Origin of the sequence: Pseudanabaena yagii GIHE-NHR1 (assembly GCF_012863495.1) — a bacterium.
In the GTDB taxonomy this organism is placed as follows: Bacteria; Cyanobacteriota; Cyanobacteriia; order Pseudanabaenales; family Pseudanabaenaceae; genus Pseudanabaena; species Pseudanabaena yagii.
The window spans coordinates 316,705-339,643 of sequence record NZ_JAAVJL010000004.1 but is presented as its reverse complement, the minus strand read 5'-3'; the positions used below and the strand labels follow the sequence as shown (position 1 = coordinate 339,643).

General features: G+C 39.7%; 27 protein-coding genes. 14 read left to right on the top strand and 13 right to left on the bottom strand.

What is annotated here, in order from left to right; translation table 11 throughout:
- Positions 1-68 precede the first annotated feature (68 nt).
- From rfbC to HC246_RS23900, 7 genes are all read right to left on the bottom strand, one after another.
- The gene (gene rfbC / locus HC246_RS23930; protein WP_169365930.1) at positions 69-602 is read right to left on the bottom strand and encodes a dTDP-4-dehydrorhamnose 3,5-epimerase; all 534 of its coding nucleotides are present in this window, start codon (positions 600-602) and stop codon (positions 69-71) included.
- Positions 599-1,834 (bottom strand): class I SAM-dependent methyltransferase, encoded by a 1,236-nt coding sequence (locus HC246_RS23925; protein WP_169365929.1) that lies wholly within the window; start codon positions 1,832-1,834, stop codon positions 599-601. The genes rfbC and HC246_RS23925 overlap by 4 nt, the downstream gene beginning before the upstream one ends.
- A gap of 52 nt (positions 1,835-1,886) precedes the next feature.
- Positions 1,887-2,963: a CDP-glucose 4,6-dehydratase gene (gene rfbG, locus HC246_RS23920; protein ID WP_169365928.1), complete on the bottom strand. Its 1,077-nt coding sequence runs from the start codon at positions 2,961-2,963 to the stop codon at positions 1,887-1,889.
- Positions 2,963-3,730 (bottom strand): glucose-1-phosphate cytidylyltransferase, encoded by a 768-nt coding sequence (rfbF, locus tag HC246_RS23915; protein ID WP_169365951.1) that lies wholly within the window; start codon positions 3,728-3,730, stop codon positions 2,963-2,965. Before rfbF ends, rfbG begins: the two co-directional genes overlap by 1 nt.
- Positions 3,731-3,840: 110 nt before the next feature.
- Positions 3,841-4,947, bottom strand: coding sequence for a radical SAM protein (locus tag HC246_RS23910; protein WP_225903101.1), 1,107 nt, complete (start codon positions 4,945-4,947; stop codon positions 3,841-3,843).
- 11 nt (positions 4,948-4,958) lie between these two features.
- On the bottom strand, positions 4,959-6,242 hold the full coding sequence (locus HC246_RS23905; protein WP_169365926.1) for an ABC transporter ATP-binding protein: 1,284 nt from the start codon (positions 6,240-6,242) through the stop codon (positions 4,959-4,961).
- Positions 6,243-6,378: 136 nt separating this feature from the next.
- Positions 6,379-6,930, bottom strand: coding sequence for a hypothetical protein (locus HC246_RS23900; protein WP_169365925.1), 552 nt, complete (start codon positions 6,928-6,930; stop codon positions 6,379-6,381).
- A gap of 248 nt (positions 6,931-7,178) precedes the next feature.
- Here HC246_RS23900 and HC246_RS23895 point away from each other — a divergent pair, with 248 nt between their 5' ends.
- From HC246_RS23895 to HC246_RS23885, 3 genes are all read left to right on the top strand, one after another.
- Positions 7,179-7,955, top strand: coding sequence for a DevA family ABC transporter ATP-binding protein (locus HC246_RS23895; RefSeq protein ID WP_169365924.1), 777 nt, complete (start codon positions 7,179-7,181; stop codon positions 7,953-7,955).
- Between the two features lie 173 nt (positions 7,956-8,128).
- On the top strand, positions 8,129-8,428 hold the full coding sequence (locus HC246_RS23890) for a type II toxin-antitoxin system HigB family toxin (protein WP_169365923.1): 300 nt from the start codon (positions 8,129-8,131) through the stop codon (positions 8,426-8,428).
- A complete protein-coding gene (locus tag HC246_RS23885) occupies positions 8,412-8,810 on the top strand; it encodes a helix-turn-helix domain-containing protein (RefSeq protein ID WP_169365922.1) in 399 nt (132 codons plus the stop codon). Before HC246_RS23890 ends, HC246_RS23885 begins: the two co-directional genes overlap by 17 nt.
- 89 nt (positions 8,811-8,899) lie before the next feature.
- Here the strand turns inward: HC246_RS23885 and HC246_RS23880 are convergent, their stop codons facing one another.
- Positions 8,900-9,499, bottom strand: a complete 600-nt coding sequence (locus HC246_RS23880; RefSeq protein ID WP_169365921.1) for a hypothetical protein — start codon at positions 9,497-9,499, stop codon at positions 8,900-8,902.
- A gap of 66 nt (positions 9,500-9,565) precedes the next feature.
- A complete protein-coding gene (locus HC246_RS23875; RefSeq protein ID WP_169365919.1) occupies positions 9,566-9,823 on the bottom strand; it encodes a chlororespiratory reduction protein 7 in 258 nt (85 codons plus the stop codon).
- Between the two features lie 59 nt (positions 9,824-9,882).
- Between HC246_RS23875 and scpB the strand changes: the two genes are divergently transcribed.
- Both scpB and HC246_RS23865 read left to right on the top strand, forming a co-directional pair.
- Positions 9,883-10,521, top strand: coding sequence for an SMC-Scp complex subunit ScpB (gene scpB / locus HC246_RS23870; RefSeq protein WP_211167938.1), 639 nt, complete (start codon positions 9,883-9,885; stop codon positions 10,519-10,521).
- Positions 10,522-10,590: 69 nt separating this feature from the next.
- Positions 10,591-11,253: a hypothetical protein gene (locus HC246_RS23865; RefSeq protein ID WP_169365917.1), complete on the top strand. Its 663-nt coding sequence runs from the start codon at positions 10,591-10,593 to the stop codon at positions 11,251-11,253.
- 19 nt (positions 11,254-11,272) lie between these two features.
- On the opposite strand, the gene HC246_RS23860 is transcribed toward HC246_RS23865, so the two are convergent.
- Positions 11,273-12,463, bottom strand: a complete 1,191-nt coding sequence (locus tag HC246_RS23860) for a DNA cytosine methyltransferase (protein ID WP_169365915.1) — start codon at positions 12,461-12,463, stop codon at positions 11,273-11,275.
- 86 nt (positions 12,464-12,549) lie between these two features.
- On the opposite strand from HC246_RS23860, the gene HC246_RS23855 reads away from it, so the two are divergent.
- From HC246_RS23855 to HC246_RS23835, 5 genes are all read left to right on the top strand, one after another.
- Positions 12,550-12,753, top strand: coding sequence for a hypothetical protein (locus HC246_RS23855; RefSeq protein WP_169365913.1), 204 nt, complete (start codon positions 12,550-12,552; stop codon positions 12,751-12,753).
- Positions 12,754-12,816: 63 nt separating this feature from the next.
- On the top strand, positions 12,817-14,205 hold the full coding sequence (locus HC246_RS23850; protein ID WP_169365912.1) for a dihydroorotase: 1,389 nt from the start codon (positions 12,817-12,819) through the stop codon (positions 14,203-14,205).
- Between the two features lie 100 nt (positions 14,206-14,305).
- Positions 14,306-15,061 carry a hypothetical protein gene (locus HC246_RS23845; protein WP_169365910.1) on the top strand — a complete coding sequence of 252 codons (756 nt, stop codon included), beginning with the start codon at positions 14,306-14,308 and terminating at the stop codon, positions 15,059-15,061.
- A 48-nt stretch (positions 15,062-15,109) separates the two neighbouring features.
- Complete coding sequence (locus tag HC246_RS23840; RefSeq protein ID WP_169365908.1) at positions 15,110-15,808, top strand: hypothetical protein; 699 nt, start codon at positions 15,110-15,112, stop codon at positions 15,806-15,808.
- 254 nt (positions 15,809-16,062) lie between these two features.
- On the top strand, positions 16,063-16,872 hold the full coding sequence (locus HC246_RS23835; RefSeq protein WP_169365906.1) for a PhzF family phenazine biosynthesis protein: 810 nt from the start codon (positions 16,063-16,065) through the stop codon (positions 16,870-16,872).
- Between the two features lie 43 nt (positions 16,873-16,915).
- Here HC246_RS23835 and HC246_RS23830 read toward each other — a convergent pair whose 3' ends face one another.
- The gene (locus HC246_RS23830; RefSeq protein WP_169365905.1) at positions 16,916-17,152 is read right to left on the bottom strand and encodes a hypothetical protein; all 237 of its coding nucleotides are present in this window, start codon (positions 17,150-17,152) and stop codon (positions 16,916-16,918) included.
- A gap of 110 nt (positions 17,153-17,262) precedes the next feature.
- On the opposite strand from HC246_RS23830, the gene HC246_RS23825 reads away from it, so the two are divergent.
- A complete protein-coding gene (locus tag HC246_RS23825; protein ID WP_169365903.1) occupies positions 17,263-17,442 on the top strand; it encodes a hypothetical protein in 180 nt (59 codons plus the stop codon).
- A gap of 56 nt (positions 17,443-17,498) precedes the next feature.
- Here HC246_RS23825 and HC246_RS23820 read toward each other — a convergent pair whose 3' ends face one another.
- Positions 17,499-18,599 carry a hybrid sensor histidine kinase/response regulator gene (locus HC246_RS23820; protein ID WP_169365902.1) on the bottom strand — a complete coding sequence of 367 codons (1,101 nt, stop codon included), beginning with the start codon at positions 18,597-18,599 and terminating at the stop codon, positions 17,499-17,501.
- Positions 18,600-18,736: 137 nt separating this feature from the next.
- Positions 18,737-20,011 (bottom strand): hybrid sensor histidine kinase/response regulator, encoded by a 1,275-nt coding sequence (locus tag HC246_RS23815; protein ID WP_169365900.1) that lies wholly within the window; start codon positions 20,009-20,011, stop codon positions 18,737-18,739.
- 114 nt (positions 20,012-20,125) lie between these two features.
- Here HC246_RS23815 and HC246_RS23810 point away from each other — a divergent pair, with 114 nt between their 5' ends.
- Genes HC246_RS23810 through mltA form a run of 3 tightly spaced genes read left to right on the top strand, consistent with a single transcriptional unit; the run spans position 20,126 to position 22,881 of the window.
- Entirely contained in the window at positions 20,126-20,851 is a 726-nt protein-coding gene (locus HC246_RS23810) for a glycosyltransferase (protein WP_169365899.1), read from the top strand.
- Between the two features lie 19 nt (positions 20,852-20,870).
- Positions 20,871-21,530, top strand: coding sequence for a hypothetical protein (locus HC246_RS23805; RefSeq protein WP_169365897.1), 660 nt, complete (start codon positions 20,871-20,873; stop codon positions 21,528-21,530).
- A gap of 49 nt (positions 21,531-21,579) precedes the next feature.
- Positions 21,580-22,881 (top strand): murein transglycosylase A, encoded by a 1,302-nt coding sequence (gene mltA, locus HC246_RS23800; protein ID WP_169365895.1) that lies wholly within the window; start codon positions 21,580-21,582, stop codon positions 22,879-22,881.
- Positions 22,882-22,939 lie beyond the last annotated feature (58 nt).

Genomic DNA, 22,939 nt, shown 5'->3' with positions numbered 1-22,939 from the left:
CCATCTTTTCTGACCACAGGGCAAAATCTTGTTCATACAAAGTCGTCATAATTTGTATAGCCTCCATGCTAGTCATCTTGCCAAAAAGAATAAGACAGGTCTCGCTCTGAAATGATTTTATTTTCTAGCTGCCATTCTACTTGAAATACTGGGTCATCCCAGCGAATACCTCGCGCTCCTGTTGGATGATAAAACTCTGACATCTGATAAAAAACTTCAGTATTATCTTCTAAGGTTTGGAACCCGTGGGCAAAGCCTTCAGGTATATAGAGCATTTGACGATTAGTAGCACTTAGCTCAACTGCAAACCATTTTTTAAAAGTTGGCGAGTCAGCACGAAGATCAATAATCACATCATAAATTGCACCTTGAGTACATCTAACTAGTTTGGCTTCTTCATGGGGCTTTACTTGATAATGCATACCCCGTAAAGTGCCTTTTTTGATATTAAAAGAAATATTACATTGCACTAAGTTTGAGTTTAGTCCGTGATCGCGAAACTCTTGTTCGCACCATGATCGCGCAAAGAAACCACGGTGATCAATAATTGGTTCTAATCGAATAATATAAGCTCCCTTGAGCTTAGTTTCTAGAAACTTCATTCTAAAACCTCAACCTCTGGAATTGGCACAATAAATTTGCCATCCCATTGACGAATATAGGCAAGCTGTTCTTGAATTTCTTCTTTGAGGTTCCAAGGCAAAATCAGAACATAGTCGGGTTTAGTGACTTGGATTTGTTCAGGAGCATAGATAGGAATGTGCGTTCCAGGTAGAAATAGTCCTTGTTTGTGGGGACTGCGATCGCAGGTGTAATCAAGAAAATCTCCACGAATACCGCAATAGTTTAAGAGAGTATTACCCTTAGCGGGAGCACCATAACCCACAATGGTTTTGCCACTGCGTTTAATATCGATTAAAAAGCTCAAGAGCTTATGCTTGGAGGCAATTACCTGTTCACTAAATTTCAAATAGGTTTGGACTTGATCTAAACCTGCATCTTTTTCTTTCTCCTGTAAAGCAATTAAGCGATCGCTAATGGTTAGTTGATGATTATCGTGATGTTTAGCATAAATCCTCAAGGAACCGCCATGGGTAGGCAGTTCTTCCACATCAAATATAGTCAAATCATGGGCAGCAAAGATCTGCGAAACTGCAATTAAAGAAAGATAAGAAAAATGCTCGTGGTAAATTGTATCGAATTGATTTTGGTTAATCAGTTGTAATAAGTGGGGAAACTCCATCGTAATTACGCCATCAGGTTTTAAAGCAATTTGCATCCCTGCCACAAAATCATTAATATCAGGAACATGGGCTAACACATTATTTCCTAATAACAAATCCGCCTGTTGAGCTTGGGAAACTAATTCTTGAGCAGTGGCAACGCCGAAGAATTTAACTGTGGTATTAATTCCCTTCGCGATCGCCACCTTTGCCACGTTTACCGCAGGCTCTATGCCTAAGACAGGAATCTGCTGATTGTGAAAATATTGCAACAGATAGCCATCATTACTAGCGATCTCTATAACTTGGCTCGACTGACTCAGGCTAAATTTTTCGATCATTAAGTTTGTATATTGCTGGCAATGCTTTAACCAGCTATTGGAATAGGAAGAAAAATAAGCGTAATCACTAAAAATATGATCGGGAGATTCAAATTCTTCTAACTGTATTAACAGGCATTTTGAACATACATAAGTATGTAAAGGATAGAATTTTTCTGATTGGTTTAATTGCTCAGCTTTGAGATATGAGTTAGATAAAGGCGACATACCCAAATCAACAAAAGAGTGTTTCAAATCAGTTTTACAAAACCTACATTGTGCTTTGGTCATAACCCTTTAACTTCTAATTTCTTGATTTATTGCAATTTATTGAAAGCCAATTTTAAGATGCTTCTAAAAGCATAAATTGTTTAATTTGATCAATTGTGATATCTCTCATATCAGCACTAGTCTCTAAAGACTTAGTCCAATTCACTAACCAAGTCAAAGCATTATTCACATCTAATCTTGGATGCCATCTTAATAAACTTCGTGCTTTTGAGCAATCCAACTTTAAGTAATGAGCTTCATGGAGTTGGGGTGTATTTTCTGCGATCCAACCTGCATTTCCTCCCCATAAATTTGCCATCTGTTCCACAATCCATCCTACTGTTTTGGTGTCAGATTCATTAGGACCAAAATTCCATGATCCACCATATACTATCCCGTCTTTATATAACCTCTCTCCTAAAGTGAGATACCCAGATAAAGGTTCGAGTACATGCTGCCAAGGTCGTATGGCTTGAGGATAACGAATTACAACTTTTTGTCCAGATTGCCAAGCTCTCAAGATGTCGGGTATGAGGCGATCGCTTGCCCAATCTCCGCCTCCAATTACATTGCCTGCACGAGCTGTCGCTATCCCCACGCCATGCTGAGCATAGTCTTTGGGATGAAAGAAAGAATTGCGATAGGCAGTAGTTACTAATTCTGAGCAACCTTTACTACTACTATAGGGATCGTAACCGCCCATAGCTTCTGACTCACGGTATCCCCAAACCCATTCTTGATTGTCATAGCATTTATCAGAAGTCACATTGACAATTGCTTTAATGCTATTGACTTGTCGAGCTGCCTCTAACATATTCACAGTTCCCATAACATTAACAGCATAAGTGTCTACGGGATTTTTATATGACTCACGGACTAAAGCTTGGGCTGCCATGTGGATGACTATATCTGGCTGATAGGTTTTCATCACCTGTGCAAGATGATGGAGATCGCGGATATCGCCAACTATGGAAATCATGCGATCTCCTACTTTTGCCAAATCAAATAAACATGGATTAGTAGGAGCAGGCAAACTATAGCCAATTACCTCACTTCCAAGTGTTTGTAACCATAGTGAAAGCCAACTGCCTTTAAAACCCGTATGTCCAGTGATAAAAACTTTCTTACCTTGCCAAAACTCTGGAGTCATTACCATACCTTCCACGGAGCATTACCTGAGTTCCATAATTCTTCTAGGTAGTTTTTATCCCGCAATGTATCCATTGCTTGCCAAAAACCGTAGTGATTAAAAGCTGCCAATTCTTGTTTTTGAGCAATGGTTGGTAGGGTTTGTCCCTCCCAACTAGTTTGATCCCCTTCTAAAAAGTTAAAAACTGCTGGCTCTAAAACAAAATATCCCCCATTAATCCAGCCACCGTCACCTTGAGGTTTTTCCTGAAAATTCAAAACTAAACCTTGATCGATATTGATATTGCCATAACGTCCAGGTGGCTGCACTGCTGTAACCGTAGCAAGATGATTTTGTTGTTGATGAAAAGTAATTAATTCGCGAATATTAACGTTACTAACACCATCGCCATAGGTAAAACAAAAGGTTTCATTACCAACATATGTTTTAACTCTTGCCAATCTCCCTCCTGTAAGCGTTTCTTCGCCAGTATCAACTAAAGTAACTCGCCAAGGTTCTGCTTTCTTGTGATGTACTTCCATCTGATTAGATTGCATATCAAAAGTAACATCAGACATATGCAGAAAATAGTTGGCAAAATACTCTTTAATCACATAGCCTTTGTAGCCGCAGCAAATAATGAAATCATTAACTCCATAGGCAGAGTAAGTTTTCATAATATGCCATAAAATTGGTTTGCCACCAATCTCAACCATAGGCTTAGGCTTTAAGTGAGTTTCTTCACTAAGTCTTGTACCTAATCCACCTGCTAAAATTACAGCTTTAATCATAGTTGACTGTTGAGCATTTATTGGAAACTTCATTGCTTTAATAGGACTTATGTCACCTTATCAAGAAAGTGCCATAAGTCCTATTATTAACTAAGTATTAGTATTAATTAAAACACTGAAGATAAAGCACTACGAATTAGGCGTTTTATAACCCTAAATTTTTTCTTGGAAGAGCCTATGAAATTCTGAACGACAAGTTCCTTTAGGTACATTTTAAGTCCCCTTATTGGAGAATTAGACATTATATTTCTTATAGCTAACTCATTTAGTTCATCACCTCCATAAGTTCCATAAACATGGACACCATGTTTCATACAATTTGAACAAGTTTTTTGGCTGTTATCTGAATACTTTGTAGCTTGTATATCTGATAGAGGAGTTGTTAGATAAGAAGCAATAGTATATTTTTGGGAATCGAATACACCGCAGCATAGTTGCACATTACCTTGAAAATCCATAGCAATTTGTTGGTCTCTCAATATGCAAGGTCTATGGCTGTACTTCGAAGAAATATCTAATGCTTCCTTTAATGGTAATGCCAACTTATTGATAGTTTTATAATCATCAGCAGTCAAAGCAGGAGAATTAGAGTTTTCTTCAATGCTATTTACATAAGCTAATATCTTTTCTAAGGGCATCATAAAAGCCCAAACAGGGTCAAACCCAAAGCCAAGAGATTCTGCAAACTTTCTCATTAAGTCTTCTTCTTCCAAATTGGTTAGATATCTGTGATAAACAACATGGATGTAAGTACTGCTATTTGTTCGTTTTTTTGCCTCTGCAAGAGCACGCATATTATCTTTCACTCTCTCTATGTTTCCTCCTCTATGGGTAGAACCATAAACTTCCTGTGTAAATCCAGAAAGAGATATACGGAAGATATGAGGATTGGAAGATAGTAATTGATCAATATTTTTGAGAATATTTAAATTTGAACTTATGCCACATGGAACACCATAAGACTGAACAAGGCTTACAAGTTCTGGCAACTTGGGATGTAGAAGTGGTTCTGTCCAATTAAATAAGCCCACCCCGCTTAATTTACACTCACTGGTAGCTTTTCTCATAATTGAGTCCAGCAGTTCCAGTTCCATAAATCCTCTAGGATTTTGCACTTCTGCTGAATTTCCTACAGGACATGAAGGACAGCTCAAGTTGCATGATCCAACAACATCAATATGGAAATGAAACGTAGATTCTCCTATTCCCGACATCCTTTAAAGCCTCAAGATATTTTTGTGATTCCGCCTTGAAATTGTGGACGCACAACACCAGAAACTGGTCCACTATAGTCATGATTTCGAGTTCCGTCAATAGGATCTCTGATATTAAAAGTAAGAGCATTCATTTCTTGAAAATGCAGACTACGGTACGGAGTAAATGAATGCAAATTTAATGTAACAAAATAAATGCCTTCATTCAAGAAGTTGGCTGGTACATGACATTCATAGGTATAGTCTCCAACGTCAAGTACGACACATTTATGGTCGGGTGAAGCACCAAAAGCATATGTTCCATCTGATGTACGAAAATCAAAAGCTGGAACAGGGACAATGTTGGATTTCTCTAGAATCCTAAAGTGCATCATAACTTTTAATGGTTTATTAATTAACACCTCAGATTGGGGTTCATTGTTTTCATCCATAACAGAGGCATATATTAATCTCGCGTAATTGTCTCCAACCACTTTTTCAACTTTGGAAAAATCAAGTTGGCAGGTAGATAATTCTCCACTTGAGTAATATTTACTAATCACATAGGCAGAACTTCCTTGTTCTGAGATTTGACCATTTTCTAGGAGTATAACATTTTCACAAAGTGAAGTAATTGTGGGCATACTATGACTTACAAACAATACTGTTCGCCCTTCACAACTTACATCCTTCATTTTGCCTAAGCATTTCTTTTGAAATTGAGCATCTCCTACTGCAAGAACCTCATCAATAATCAAAATTTCTGGCTCTAGATGGGCGGCAACAGCAAACGCTAATCTCACATACATGCCTGATGAATAGTGCTTAACAGGTGTATCCAAAAATTTTTCAACCTCAGCAAATTCAACTATTTCATCAAACTTTTTTGTGATTTCGGCGCGATCCATTCCAAGGACTGCACCGTTAAGAAAAATATTTTCTCTACCAGTAAGTTCAGGATGAAAGCCTGTCCCTACTTCTAATAAGCTAGATACTCTGCCTTTTATTCTGACTTTGCCTGCTGTGGGTTCTGTAATGCGGCTCAAGATTTTTAATAATGTGGATTTACCTGCGCCATTGCGTCCGATAATGCCAACTCGATCGCCTTGCTTTACCTCAAAAGAAACATCCTTAAGCGCCCAAAACTCTTCGCTGATATCACTTGAGTCTTTACCTCGCTTACCAGTTAATCCTTGCCACAAAGATTTTGCCCCGTTGGAAACGACATCTCGTAAGGCTGTATAGCGCTCCTGCTTTTGATGTCCAATAATATACTTCTTACTTAAGTTTTCAACTCGAATTACAACGTCAGACATCTTATATTTATTTACATTGCCCTTTAGTTAAGGCTGTACTATCAGAAAAATAGTAGCAAACTAGCGATCGCTTTTTACCGAAACATTCATTAGCCACGTATAGATAATATCTACAAGTCTAGCTGTAATTATAAATCTATATTTCTACTGAAGATTTAACCAGTTTTAGTACTGAATCTCTGAGGTTGTGGATTGTCTGTGCATCTTCTTCCTCGGAACTGTAAGTTGCGTTAGGTGGAATGACATTAGACTCTTGATCTTCTTGATCTGTTGAATTTTGAGCGAGGCGATCGCATAGTGCATCCATATGCGTAGCTAACTTCACAGGGACATGGGGTGAAACTAAATCAAGATTGGGATGATTGGGTAAATCATCACATGGGCAGCAAACGGGTGTGCGAGGACCAACACCTAGGGTTGGTACAAGTAAGTTGCAACGGGCACAAGCAATTATTTCCCATTGGTTGCTCAGCAAGTCACTGATGGTTTGGCTAGTACCACTTAAATAGGCTTCTTGTGCTTTATTAGTACTAATTTCAGACCAGAGATTGTTAAAAGGTGTTGAATACCTCTCGCCCTGTAGGATTTTATGGATATGTACTGGTTTGTTTTGCGTAGACAAACTCACTGTTTTACCCATTTGCATCCATTGGGCAAGATAATTTTTGACTAAGGTTCGTGATGCCATAAGTTTGAACCTTTGATAAATGCTTAAGTTGGATTACTGTAGACAGGCAATAAATACACCTATCATAGCTAATATAGTCTGATAGCTTCATAAATAATCTGAATAAATTTTTTACTTTGCTGTTTAGGGACGAGAAAGAAAAGAAGGAACCAATTTTGTAGTGCGACAAAGTCACATCACAAAAAATCTAGTTCTCTATTAAACCCCCTAAATCCTTACTTAATTTTGTCCATAGGTTACTTAAGACTATGCTCGAAACTTTTTCTTCTCCTGCGCCAGTTCCTTTGAATCAATCTATAGAAGCATCGATTCAAATTCGCAATTTAAATTTTCACTATGGTGAAGGTGATTTATTTAAGCAGGTTTTGTTCGATATAAATTTGGATGTCTATCCTGGACAAATTGTGATTCTGACAGGTCCCTCTGGATCGGGTAAAACGACATTATTAACTTTGATAGGGGCTTTACGCACGATTCAAGAGGGTAGTCTAAAGGTTTTGGGGCAGGAATTGAGGAGCTTGCATCCTAAGCAATTAGTGCAAATTCGTAAAAATATTGGGTTTATTTTTCAGGCGCATAACCTTTTTCATTCGCTAACGGCTAGACAGAATGTAATGATGTCAACGGATCTATATCCCAATGATTTTCATAATGTTGCGCCTGCAAGTCGAGCCGCCGAGATTCTTGGACAATTGGGGCTAGCCGAAAGGGTTGATTATAAGCCCCATGCATTATCGGGTGGACAAAAACAACGGGTGGCGATCGCCCGCGCATTAGTAAATCGACCTAAGTTAATTCTGGCGGATGAGCCAACGGCGGCTTTGGATAAAAAATCAGGGCGCGATGTGGTGACTTTGATGCAAAAAATGGCGAAGGAGGAAAATATCACAATTTTGATGGTGACTCACGATAACCGCATCCTTGATGTGGCGGATCGCATTATTAACTTAGTAGACGGCAATCTCGAATCAGATAATGTCGTGAATACAGATGTAACTAACGATGCGCGTACATTTATGTTGTAATAAGCCCTAAGTGTCAAACAGGGATAGCATTCTAATGATGTCAAGCAAAAAGGGACGCTTTGCGTCCCTTTTTGCTTGACATCATCCTCTCAGTTTGAGAGGATGATGTCAAGCAAGTCATTACTACGTGTAGGTCTAAATACGAATATGAAAATTACTAGTAAGAATAAAATATGCGAATTTATTCTAAGAAAACACTTGATGAGTTTGGGAAAACTCATGCTGATGTAGTTACTGCTTTAAATAGCTGGCATCAAGTCGCAAAATCTGCATCATGGCAAAGTATCCAAGATGTTAAAAAATCTTATTCGTCTGCTGATGCGGCGGGACGATTCACTATTTTCAATATCAAAGGTAATAAATATCGCCTAATCGTCAGCATTGATTATGAAAGACAAGTTATCTACATCAAATATGTCCTAACTCACGCTGAGTATGACTCAGGTAGGTGGAAAAATGACCCTTACTATTAATAAAAAAGCCTATGGGGATTTACTGGCAGAAATTCAGCCTCAAGTAATTACAAATGATGCTGAAAATGAAGTTGCTCTACAAAATATTGAAAAACTGTTAGCAATTCCCCAACCTACAGCCGAGGAAGAAAGGATACTACAATTGCTTCTTACTTTGGTTGAAAAATACGAAGATGAGCATTATCCAATGAATAATGCTTCACCTTTGGATATTCTCCTGCATTTAATGGAGTCTAATGATTTAAAGCAAGCCGATCTAGTGAATGTAATTGGCTCAAGTGGTGTTGTGTCAGAAGTTGTCAACGGTAAGCGTCAAATCAGCAAAAATCAAGCACAAGCACTTGGTAAATTCTTTCATGTTGATCCTAAGTTGTTTTTGTAAGTAGCTTGTGCAATTAAATAACCTTAAAAGCTATGGCGCACGCGCAGCATGCGCCATAGCTTTTGGTTCTATTTTTTAGTTATGCCTAGCTACTTGGAAACAAAGTTTAGGAGAATACCGAGAATTTTACCTATATCTGTGATGTAGTGATCAGTAAGGTCGATCGCTACTATTTGCTCAGTTATTTGCAGAAATTTCCAGATTTCCCCAGTCGTTACAATGCCGTAGATTGTCTCAAGCTCATTATTTTCTAGCTCATTAAATAATTGAGCTGCTACCATTTCAGCTATACATTGTCCTAAGCCTGATTTGATATCTTCATTTTTTGCTTCTACAATGGCGATCGCTGGGGCGCTAATCCGCAGTTGTTGCTTGGATAGGCTAACTAAATAATCGCAATAGCCCGTTAATCCTTGTTCAGGGCTAACGTTAAACTCTGTTCCAGAAAATAGACTGATGGGGACTGGCGATCGCCTTCTTAGCTCTAGCAAGATGGGCGCGATCAAAAATTCTGATCTGGCTTTTTCAGTATTAATCGCAAGGGCAAGAGGAATGTTTTCAGCTAGTAATTTTTGGATTTCTTCACTCGGTGAGATCGGCTCAACATGGGCAAATAAATTAATTTTTTCTTCGATTTGTAAGTGAAAATCTTTTTCGACCTGTCTCAGGGTGAAATTACTGTAAGCCATAAAATTCTCACGTTAATTTATTTGATTTGAGATATAGGCGGAGCATTGCACTGCCTATATCTCAATTTATTTATCAAGACGGACGACGTACCATTGCCATGTGCCGCGATCGCCACAATCGAGATCACAGGCAGTTTTAATGAGGCGTTGTACCTGTTCGGGGATCGTTTTGAGGTTTTGTAAATCGCGAGGTAGGTCATCTTGCATATCGACTAACAAATCATGCAAAAGCTTTTCTAATTCGGGCTGAGTTACAAACTGTTCTTGCATATCGGGCGGCAGCACCACATAAGTGTCTTCGTAGTACATCATGCTGCTTGGCATATCGGTTCTCAGCTATTGTAAATTTTTTGGGAAGTGTCGTCTGTGTGTAAAATTTTAGCATGACGAATGAAGTGCCTTTTGAACAACCCATAGAGCCAATAGAGCTAGAGCCTGAAGCATCTTCAACCTCGGAAGATGTTGTTGATCTTGTTGAGCCTGTTGAAGAAGAAGAGTCATTTGCTTTATCAATGGACTTGTATGAGCAACCAGAATTACCGATCGCTCAATCACTTAAACAAAAAGTAGAGGCAGTTTTATATCTCAAGGGACAGCCAATGAATTTGGCAGCGATCGCGGCGGCTTTGGGTTGCGAAGTTGAGGATGCGGAAATGGGGCTAATCGACTTGATTACAGAATATGCCCATCGCGATAGCGCTTTAGAAATTGTGGAAACCGATGTGGGGTTTTCGTTACGGTTGCGATCGGAGTTTGAGGATTTAGTTCATAAGCTCATTCCTGTGGATTTGGGACGTGGAGCTTTACGGACTTTGGCAGCGATCGCCTTGAAAAAAAATATTGTGCAATCAGAATTGATTGAGTTGCGTGGGGCAGGAGCATATCAACATGTGCAGGAACTTGTTGAGCAAGGCTTTGTGAAAAAGAAAAGACAGGCAGATGGGGGGCGATCGTCTGTACTACAAGTAACTGCCAAGTTTCATCAATATTTTGAAATTGATGATTTGACTAAATTGATTTAGGTTCATTTGATATTTATTTCGTCACTCTCATGTAATCTTGCCATAACTTAATTTATTGCGAGAAAAATCATGGGATATAACAAAGGTGATAACTATGAGCAAAATATTTTTGATTTATTGTCGTCAAAAGGATTAATTGCGACTGGCTCAACTAGAGGTGGGGCAGGAAATGCAACGGATATCAAGTTTCTATACAATTCTCAGGAATACAATCTAGAGGTTAAACTCGATCTTGAGGCTGATTACGGACAGAAAATGTTGCGATGGGATAATGGAATTTGGGGTTGGTGTGTTGATGATGCTGTGACTGCATTTTATACATCTGTTGGAGTTTTAGATATCGTTAATGCTAAAAACTTCATTCCTAATCGATATTCCATACCCAGAGATGAAATTACTGTGCAACAAAAAAAGCAAGATCAAAAAGCTTTTGAAGATAAATTAGAAATCGATATTAATAGTTTATATGATTTTTATGGTGATAAAAATTGTTACTATATTCAGATTGGTGGATACGGGTTTTATCATCTCAAACGAGATATTCTCCATCTAGGTACACCACAACTTAATTGTAAAATGAACTTGAGATTTAGAGCTAAGACTAACCATAGTAATCCAGTTTATAAGTATAGTTTCTATGCAGTTTTAAAAGTAGATAAAAAAGGAAAGCCCAAAAAATCTTACTATGATCTTGAACAAAGAGATGGACGTTTATTTCCACCAATCATCTAAATTTAATGTGTTCTACAATTCAAAATAATGCAAGCTGAGTAGATTTTACTTTGTCAAGTTGCTTAGATTTATTAAAAGCATTTTCTTTATAAGAAAATGCTTTTGCTCTAATTGATTGAATATCTTCAATTGAGGTAGTTATTTCCATATTATTTTTAGTGGAATCCAACATAAGTATGGATTCACCGATCGCTTTTGCAAGAAGTGGTGGGACAGCATTACCAATTTGTCGCCATTGTTGAGTTAGAGTGCCACAAAAAAAATAATTAGATGGAAAGGACTGAATTGCGGCGGCTTCCCTAGCCGTTAAATAGCGGTTTTCAACTGGATGATAGTAAGTGGTGCGACTGGTGTTAATTGTATTTGCACAATCATCACAATCTAAACGATTTAATTTAGCTTCTCTAAAGCGCTCTTCATGAATACTTGACCAATCGACATCAAACCATAGATTTTTAGGTAAATATGCTAACTGATCTTTCTCATATCTAATGCTTTTTCCTTCGGGTATATGACTAATTCTTTCTCTTTCTAAATCATTAGCAATTTGCGATCGCTTGATATCATGATTTAAGATTTCACCGTTTGATTCTAATAAATTATCAAAAGCCCATCCAACAGTTCTAGGCAAAGGTAAATCTTGAAGATCTTGATCTGAATCCTTAAAAATTTTATCTGGATAAATATTTCTTACGCCAAAGCGATTTCCCAAAAATATTGTCCGTCTTCTTTTTTCTGGGACTCCATAATGATGCGCTGATAAAACTTTGACATCAATGGTATAGCCCAAATCTGTAAAGCTTTTAATTATTGATTTTAAAACACTTTCATTTCTTTTGGATAAAAGACCTGTCACATTTTCAACAATAATGTAATCAGGTTCTAAGGCTTCTACTATTCGAAGAAACTCAAGAAATAGAAAGTTACGTTCGTCTAGGTGATCATTTTGTCCAATTGTAGAAAATCCTTGACAAGGCGGCCCACCACAAATTAAGTCAACTTTTTGATGATGGGTTATTTCTTGAATTTGTTGGTTAGATATTTCGCGAATATCGCCAGCGATCGCTTTCGCTTGTGGATGATTATGCTGAAAAGTTTCAATGGCAGCGCGATCATGGTCAATTCCTAGTAAGCAATGCCAACCAGCCATTTCCAACCCGCAAGACATCCCACCTGCACCAGAGAATAAATCTATAAACGTTTTTTTCATATTTATATCTTCAAGAATAGCTAATTAGCCAATTATATACTTAGCCGTGATATGATGAAGATCATTAATTTATTGCTAAGTTAAAAATGGCGCAAACACAGAGAAAGCCTGTATATGTTTTGCCAGAACATCACGATATTTTAAGGCGCATTGCCTATGAGCAACGTTGTAATCTATCTGATGTATTGGATGCTGTGCTAGAAAATGCCGATTGGGAATTAATTGAAAGCAAGGCTAAAAATAAACCTTTGCAAAGAGCTAATGAAAGAGGCATTTCTTACAGGGTTTAGTATTAATGACTTCTTTTTTGCAAATATCACTTAACTGTATAATTACCGAATAGAGATTTTATTTTGAGCATATTAATTAGACAAAGCACGATTATTTTGCCCGATCGCGAGACTTTGATTGGCGATGTTTACGTCCAGCATGGCAAAATTGCAGCGATCGCCCCAACCCTCAATCCCGATGATCTAAGTACTGATAATCAACCATTAGAAATTATCGAGGCAGCAGGCTTAACCCTAATGGCGGGCGTAATTGATCCACAAGTGCATTTTCGCGAACCGGGGCTAGAGCATAAAGAGGATTTACGAACGGCGAGTCATGCTTGCGCGAAGGGGGGCGTGACTAGCTTTTTAGAAATGCCGAATACTCGACCCCTCACGATTACCCAAGCAGCATTAGATGACAAGCTCAGTCGGGCAGCTAGTAAATGTGTAGTGAATTACGGCTTTTTTATTGGGGCAACGGCCGAGATTTTGCCTGATTTACTAACAGCGAATCCCACCTGTGGCATCAAGATATTTATGGGATCGATGCATGGGGCTTTGCTAGTCGATCAAGAGGAAATATTGGATCGGATTTTTTCTCAGGGCGATCGCCTCATTGCCGTTCATGCAGAAGATCAGGCGAGAATTGCTCAACGACGCATCGAATTTGCAGATAGCAAAATTCCTGCTAAGCATTCACTAATTCAAGACAATCAAGCAGCACTCAATGCCACGCAACTTGCTGTCAAACTTTCTAAGAAATATCAACGACGGTTACATATTCTTCATATGTCCACAGGGGAAGAAGCAGAATTTTTACGTCAAGACAAACCTGCATGGGTGACAGCCGAAGTAACACCACAGCATTTATTGATGAATATTAGTGCTTACGACAAAATTGGTTCCCTAGCGCAGATGAACCCACCTTTGCGATCGCCTCGTGATCAGGAAATCCTTTGGCAAGCTTTGCTCGATGGTGTGATTGACTTTATCGCCACTGACCATGCCCCCCATACTTTGGCGGAAAAGGGACTGGCAGGAAGTGAAGATGACCAACTCAATCAGACTGAAAAATCCTCAAAAGATACGGTATTTCTAGAGCCAGCCAATGTCCCATCAGGAATGCCGGGGGTCGAGACCTCGTTACCATTGATGTTGACCCAAGCCGCAAAGGGGCGTTGCACCGTCCATCAGGTCAGCCAATGGATGAGTAGGAATGTTGCGAAAGCATACAAAATTGCCAATAAAGGCGAGATCCGCATTGGTTGGGATGCTGACTTGGTGCTAGTCGATTTGAATAACTATAAACCTGTCCGAAATGAAGATTTGTTGACTAAATGTGGATGGAGTTCCTTTGCGGGATGGGAGCTTACAGGTTGGGCGGTGACTACAATTGTCGGTGGTCAGGTGGTATTTGCTGATGGTAAAGTCAATGCTGATGTGCGGGGTCAAGCCTTGCGGTTTGGCTAGATTAACGACACAATGAATTACATAGACTTAAAAAATTAAAAGCCTTGCTTTGCAAGGCTTTTAATTATCTGGGTTTGACTAGAACGCACACGCAACATTTATGTTTCTTTATCAAAAGTTGTCGATGAGGGTATCGATGTTACTGCCCTTAGCAGCGATCGCTATGCTGCTATTCACAGCCTGTAGTAACTCCAATACTGGTGGCAAGAGTAATGTGTCTATGCCAGCTACTGATATCACCAAGGTTTCGCCAACTCCAACCAATACCAAAAACAATCCTAGTCCTAATCCTACTAATGCAACTAATCAAATTGCTAGTCCCGCTAAGTCCCCTACACCAAGTCCCACAATTGACTTTAGCAAGCTCCCTGAACTAGAGATTGGCGAACTCGAACTGTATAAGCATCGTTCAGGCATTTTGGAAATTAGTGTACCTAAGGATTGGCAAGTTGTGGATAACAGCCAACCTAGCGAAATTCTTGTTACTTGGAATGAGAAAGCAGGACGAGCTACTATTTCCTCGAATATTTTTGTGCCGCCTAGTGAAATTCCTGAAAATCGTCTGAGTGATGTTTTTGAAATAATTGTTAAAGGAATGTATGGCAACCAGCCCGATTTTGAGATGCGATCGCCAGTGGTGGAATCGGCGGGAAATATTGTGATCGAATGGACATCAACTGTAACAATTGGCGATAAAAAACTGAAATTCCAAGCCAATAGTAAAATGCAACGGGTTAATAACAAGTTTGCTATTTTAACTTTTGGGGCGATCGAACCCAAATTTACAGAAATGAAAGATTCCTTCGCTAAAATATCCAACAGTCAGACGGTGAATGCGAGTTTGGCTATTCCTTAAAAGTTCATGATTTAAAATCTCAAATTAATTTCTAAAGTGAGGAGTGAAATGCGAAAAACTAATTTTATAGTGACATCTCTTGGCGCGATCGCCTTCTTTGGCAGTTTGCTCGGAAGCTGCACCCCTAATGCCCCTGAAACTAAACCTAGTGCATCTGCTAGTCCTACCACATCTAGTGCTGCGAAAACTCCAGATGCCAAAAGTGTAGCTACTAATCCTGATGCTGCGCCAAAGTCCGATGCACGTATTATCAAAGTCAAAATCGATGGTTTAGAGCCATACAAACATCCCTCTGGACTATTCCAAATTGATGTGCCTAAAGGGTGGAAGCCTCAAGAAAACAAGAAGCCTAATGAGGTAATTGTTTTATGGTTTGACCCTAGCAAAAACGCTTTGTTGTCAGTAGATGTATTTAAAGCTCCCACAGAAACAACGCCTGAGCAGTTGACTTCACTGTTAGAAACCTTCCTCAAATCAACTTTTGGCTCTAGAGCAGGATTTACCTCCGAAAAGCCCATCCAACAAAAAGATGGCAGTGTGCAAATTGTGTGGAGCTATGATGAGTCCATCAAAAATATTACTGCCAAGGTACAGGGCAATAGCTTTATCAGCCGCAATGGTGACAAAATTTCCCTAATTACTACTGGTGGTGTTGCCGATCAAATTCCTGCCTTAAAAGATTCCTTTGATCGTGTTGTCAATAGCTATAAAGTCGATCCCACCGTCGCAATTCCTGCAACTCCTTAATCTGGAGAATGAGTCCCACTTACAGGGCTTTGCGCTCAAAACCGAACCAAGAATTTTTTAAAAGAGTTGCTTTGCAATACTTGTAAAAAATTCTTGTGGTTCGGTTGATCGGAAATTGCTGTAGGGTGATGCGATTTGCTCAAGAACTAGATTTTTGTAGCGTGGTGAAGTTGCGCTACAAAAATCGGTTCCTTGTTTTACTGCGCGTTACCTAAGTGGACACTTACATTCACTTAAATATTCAAAAAATATCTATGCAACTGACGATCGCAATTATTGACGCATTTACCAATCAGGTCTTTCAGGGTAATCCTGCGGCAACAGCCTTGGTGGATAAGTTTCCTGAAGATGCTCAAATGCAGCAAATTGCCGCAGAAATCAATCTATCGGAAACTGCTTTTGTCAAACCTTTAGGTAAAAATCATTTTCAGTTGCGTTGGTTTACGCCAAAACGAGAGGTTCCACTATGTGGCCATGCCACTCTTGCCATGGCGCATTATCTCCGTGAAATCGAGGCGATCGCTACCGATACCCCACTTATTTTTTCGACCCTGAGCGGTGATCTCCAAATTAGCTTTGAAGATAATTTGATCGTTATGGATTTTCCTGCGGCTTTTTATCAGAATTGCTCAGATCGATCGCAACTGGTGCTTAAACATATTTTTGGCGATCGTTCCTATATATCTCTTGGACAAAGTGCAGATTATCTAGCTGTAGTTTTAGAGTCTGAGTCAGCCGTTCAAGATTTTGATCCCCCCTATGAGCTTATCGCTCAGTTAGATGGATTTGGATTTATTATTACAGCGATCGCCGATGCAGGTCAGGACTATGATTTTGTATCGCGCTTTTTTGCCCCCAAAGCGGGAATTCCTGAAGATCCCGTCACTGGTTCAGCCCATTGTAGTCTGACTCCCTATTGGTCAAAACGTCTCGGTAAGGGGAGTCTCAAAGCCAAACAATTATCACAGAGGACAGGTAATCTTGAGGTAAGCGATCGCGGAGAGCGAGTTTTGCTCAAAGGTGAGGCAGTCACTTTTTTACGGGGTCAAACTACATATTCTTAAAGTTCCTAGGCTTAATCTCAGAACAATATTTTTTCACAATGTTTCAGAAACCCGTATATTCAGAAAAATACCACCATAGAGAAACCCGATCCCCCTCATCGACAACGATGGAGAGCATTCCTTCATCTAAATCACGACGACAAGCTGCGATCGCTTCCTCTTGGTTGGGATGAATATTAATCGGTAAAAAGGTTTTACCCAAATAATAAATTCCTTTTTCATCACCCCAAGGGGTTAGTAAATTGATTGGCTGAATTTCAGAGGAAGATAGAATAATCATAACTTTGGATTACCATAGGACGATCTGCACAGTTCCTATGTTCTAACAATTCTCTTCTATCCACAGTGATCACCAACTAAATCTACTGGTGACTATCACAGACTGTATCCGTGACCAAACTAAGCGATGAGAGTGACGCAAATCACCTACAGGGCTTGTTGCTCACCAAGAAATTTTTGGGAAGTGTGGCTTTGCCACACTTCCCAAAAATACTTGAAGCTTTTGGGCTACTTAGGGACTTGCTATTAACTAAAGTACCTGTGGCTTCGACTTCGCTCAGCCAACGTTAGCTGAGCGAAGTCGAAGCTAGATAACTTTGGTGGGACATTTTTTATCCGCAAGAGCCTTATGCTGTTTTAATGATTGGTAAAAACACTTTTACTTGAGTTAGTTCGTAGGGAATACTCTCAATTTCTAAGCGTCCACCATGTAGTTCAATCAGTCTTTTGGCGATCGCTAAACCTAAACCAGTTCCTTGTTGAATATATAGTTTCTTCTCAAACTTCATGTAAGCACCAAAAGTTGCAATCTGTTCAGGCTCGATCCCCTGACCACGGTCGGTAACACATAGACAATATTCTGTTTGATTGCTGCTCCCTGATACGCTGACAGTTGTGCCTTCAGGAGAAAACTTAAATCCGTTATCAATGATTTCCTTAGCGATTACATTCAAATAAGAATCGGAGATTTGAATAGTCTCGTCCTTAATCTCAACAACTAAATCTGAGGCGCGATTATAATGTTCCGCAATTTTCCTAGCACAACTGGAGATCTCAATATCGACGAAAGTTGTCTTACTATTGCGGATCTGGCTCATCCACTCGGTATTATTTTCAGTTGACTCTAACTCAGCATACAGCAGAAATTTTTTCACCATCTCATGCATATTTCGACCCGCTTTCCGAATTCGCTTACCGATATCGGGCACTTCATGAGCTTCCATCGCATGATAATTTTTAACCAAGATATCTGCCAAACCCATTACCTCGATCGCAGGAAACAGCAACTGATGGGGTAATGACTTAGAGATATTGCCGCGTAAATTATCTAATTCTTGCTTGTAATAACTATTGATGATCTCTTGCTTTTTAAACTGAGCATTAATTGCACCAAGTAATTCGTCTCTGGTAAATGGCTTAGTCAGGTAGTCATCGGAACCAAGTTCCATGCCTTGACGAAAGTCAGTTTTATCAGACTTAGCACTGAGAAATATAAAAGGAATTGCAGTGGTTGCAGGATTATTCCGTAATGCGCTAATAACTCCATAGCCATCAATCTCTGGCATCATAATATCGCAAATGATTAAGCTAGGGATTTGCTGCTGAGCCATGTCTAGACCTTGGCGACCATTATTCGCCGTGATTACCATATAGCCCTCAGCTTGCAGCATTCTTGATGTGTTTTGCAAAACGTTGGGATTATCTTCGATTAGGAGAATTTTTTTCATGCTAGCCTTGCAGTATCCTTAAGGACATTATACCGATAGATATCGTTACTCAAAATTAGACATACAGCATCTTGCATAAATAGTAGATCTAGAGAAATTTTGGACAGGGCTGCAAAGCAGCCCTGTCCAAAATTTCTCTAGGTTGTTAGATGATTATCAATTGGTAAGGTAACTCTAAATTCTGTTCCTATATTTAATTGACTCTTGACAGATATTAAACCATTGTGAATATCTACACAGTTTTTAACAATTGATAAACCTAATCCTGTACCAGGTAATATACCAACATTTTTACCTCGATGAAATGCGCTAAATAAATGGGTTAAGTCTTCTTCAGGAATACCGATCCCATGATCACTGATGATGAAGATCGCATTCTCCTGATCAATGATCATTTGAAAATCAATATCTTTATTTTCAGGAGAATACTTAATTGCATTAGTGATTAGATTTGAAAGGATTTGACGTAAGAGTTTCTCATCCATTTGCACTGTAAATTGAGGAATATCCTGTTGTAGATGAGGATTATCAATTGATATATCATTCACTGAATGATGGAATGATGAATGGAGGTTATAGTTTTTACCAAATGTTCTTTGGATTTGGCGTATTAGTTGCTTGCAAAATTTTAAAAGATCAAATTCAGTTACATTTAGCTTTGCCTTGTTGGCATTAGTCCGACTAAGGAATAGCACATCTTCCATTAATTCAGTCATATGCTTCACTTCCGATTGGATTTGATGCAATTGTTCAGTTTGTTCCTCTTTTGTCCATTCATAGTGTTCTAGTAGCTCAGCAGCACTCTGAATCGTAGTAAGGGGAGTGCGGAACTCATGGGAGACAACTGAGATAAAGTTAGTTTTCATTTCACTAAGTTCTCGCTCTTGTTTTAGCGATCGCGCCAATACTGAAGCGGATAATTGTAACTGTTCATTTTGTTCTTGTAATTTCTTTTGGAGAGAACATAATCGCAGATGGGTTTCGATTCTGGCTAGGACTTCGATTAATTGAAACGGCTTACTAATATAGTCCACACCGCCTACAGAAAACGCTTCTACCTTTTCCGATGGCTCTTCAATGGAACTAATGAAAATGATCGGGATTCCTTGGGTTGTAGGATTAGCTTTGAGGATTTTACAAACTTCATAACCATCAATATCAGGCATCCGAATATCAAGCAAAATTATGTCAGGTAAGAGTTGAGTCGCTTTTTCTAAGGCTTCTTGACCATTTGTTGCTTGTTCAACCACATAACCTTGTCTGATGAGCATTAGGGATAACAGTTGAATGTTATAAAGGGTGTCATCAACGATGAGTATTGAAGAAGTATTTATTGCTTTTTCCTCTTCTTCCACTTTTTGTATTTGCTGTAATTCCTGATTAAAATCTTGATTGGGATCTAGATTATTCATAGCCAAAGTTTTTGGATGTTTCTAAAATAATATAGCAATCCTAAATAGTTTGAGAGAGTATGCCCCGAAGAGACATACTCTCTCAAACTATTTAGCGTCACATTTGGTAAATCTATGCAGTTTTCGATAATTCTTCCATGTCTCAATGAAATTAGGCATGGTTATCTAGAAAGTATTCTCAATAATTTAGTTTCACAAAATGGGGAAAAGGAAATTATTGCTGTTGTCAGTGCTAGTGATGATGGAACTGATCGAGTTTTAGAGGAATATGCGTCTCAGTTTGCTGAAATCCAAGTTGTGCGATCGCTAGCTCGAAATCGCGCTCAGAGACTCAATGAGGGAATTGCAATTAGTCAGGGTGAGGTTGTTTTATTACATCATCCTGCCACACTATTACCAGAGGGCATTGCTTTACAGCTAATTGAGGAGGTGTTAGGTTCAGGTTATCAATGGGGCGCATTTCAGCATAGTTTCGATATTTCCCATTGGCTACTGCGCTTTACCTCTTGGTATTCCGACAATGTGCGAGTTAAACAAAAAGGAATTGTCTATTTTGATCATTGTCCATTTGCCGATCGCCAATTTCTAGCGACGGTTGGTAATGTCCCCGATCTTGATATTTTTGAAGATACGGTATTGAGCGATCGCCTTTGCCGATTGTCTCAGCCAGTCATAGCCAAAGGCAAAGTGACAACCTCAGCACGGAGATTTCAGCAAAGAGGAATTTATCGCCACGCTATGCTCAATCAATTGCTGAAAATCTGTTATCACTTCAATATTGATCCCCAATGGCTCAATCGTTTGTATGAACAAAAATCTAGTATTAACGTCAAATATTGAGAGAGTTTAGAGACTAGATATGATAAGTAAATCTACAATCAACAGCAATCTATTTCGAGCATTCCTAATGGTTGGCACTTTAGGGGCTTTGTCATTAGGGACTCCATTTGCTAATGCCCAAATAAATACTCCTACTAACAGCCAAACCAATAATGGCGGTTTGAATAATCAGCAAAAGTTATTACTAAAGTCCTTGGGGATTGAGATCGCCGTACCGAGTTATGTGCCCAAAGGATTTCGTGTAGCGGATGTGCAGATCACGCCATGTCCTGCGAATGCTCAGCGCAATGCTAAGGGGGTATGTCGATTTGGCCCTAGCTATACGATTGTCTATCGCAATTTCCAAAACAATTGCTTTGAGGTAAATGCGATCGGTGGTGGCATTGGTGGTCCTGATGGCAAATATTCCCGCAAGGTCAATAGCCAAATTTTAGGTGAGGTGGATCTCAATATTGATATTTCCAGAGGACAACGCAGTCAACCAATTTCGGAGGCAATGGGTAAATTACCCCAAACGAATATGTGGACTTTCCCCGCAGGTACATCGCCCTTTTATCAAGTTGCCACGATTGAGGTTAAGAGAGTACGCCAAGACAAGCCAATTTTCTGTAGTTCTAGGGCATATATGACTCCCAATGAATTAACAAAAATTGTCCAATCCCTTGATTGGCTGCCATAATACAGGTTGCAATTAATTCCAGAAAAGCTTTAACGAGGAGTTCTTAAGGGTGACAGGCTCTAACCATAATCACATTCATGCCTATGACCGATTACAGCGATCGCCTCAATATCAGAAATCGGCACATCGAAAATCGGGAAATCAAACATTGGGGAAAGGGCGATCCACGTCATGGCAATCATGGTTATATCGTGGTGGTGATGTTTTATTTGCAACTTGGGTGGGTTTGATTTGTGCTGTGCCACCCTGCTATATGCAGACAGAATTTCAAGCGCCAGTTGAGGCGGCGGAATTAAAACTCGCTCAGGCGATCGCCCCGATTTCACCACGTGCGGTTAATCCGCTCAGCCTTGATCTGACCGATGATCTATTAGAGAGTGATCGCCCCAATCTGTTGCAAGCGATCGACAATAGTATTCAATACATTCGCACCCCTTCCGCCGAGCGTCGTTACCCCGTAGCAGGAATTAGTCGCGATCGCATGGAGCGGAGTCTCATGAGATTTCGCCGCCTTGTGCAAGTTTCCCGCACTGCCAAAGATCTCCAACAGGCTGTCAATCGTGAGTTTGATCTCTATCGTTCGGTTGGTCGTGATGGTAATGGGGCAGTACAGTTTACGGGCTACTACGAAGCGGTATATAAAGCAAGTCGTACCCGTACCAATGAGTTTAAATATCCCCTCTATCGTTTACCGTCAAACTTTGATCAATGGCGATCGCCCCATCCAACTCGCGCCATGTTGGAAGGGAGCAAGCAGTTAGCAGGTTTAGAAATTACATGGCTCAGCGATCGCTTTCAAGCCTTTTTGGTTCATGTCCAAGGCTCGGCAAGGTTTGAGTTACCTGATGGCAAATTATTGACCGTTGGCTATGCAGGCAAAACCGATCAGCCCTATCGCTCAGTTGGCGCAGAGCTAGTTAGAGATGGCAAAATGCGTCTCGAAGACGTGACCCTGCAAACCCTCATCGAATATTTCCAAAAAAATCCCCAAGACTTAAATACTTATCTCAACCGTAATCCGAGTTTTGTATTTTTCCGTGAAACTAATGGCAAACCTGCAACGGGTAGCCTTGGTTTACCTGTGACGGCTGAGCGCTCAATTGCTACGGATAAAAAGATATTTCCCTCTGGTGGTCTTGGTCTCATTCGTACTGAAATCCCCTTTGAAAATCCCAAAACTGGCAAGTTGGAATTACGTCAAGTTCAGAGATTTGTGCTTGATCAAGACACGGGTGGTGCAATTCGTGGTGCGGGGCGCGTGGATATTTTTATGGGAACAGGCGATCGCGCCAAACAAAGGGCTGGGCTAATTAAGGGTGACGGTGAATTGTACTATCTTGTACTAAAGTAAAAATTTTGAACCAGATTTGTGGTGTGGCGTAGCCACACCACAAATCTGGTTCAATCCC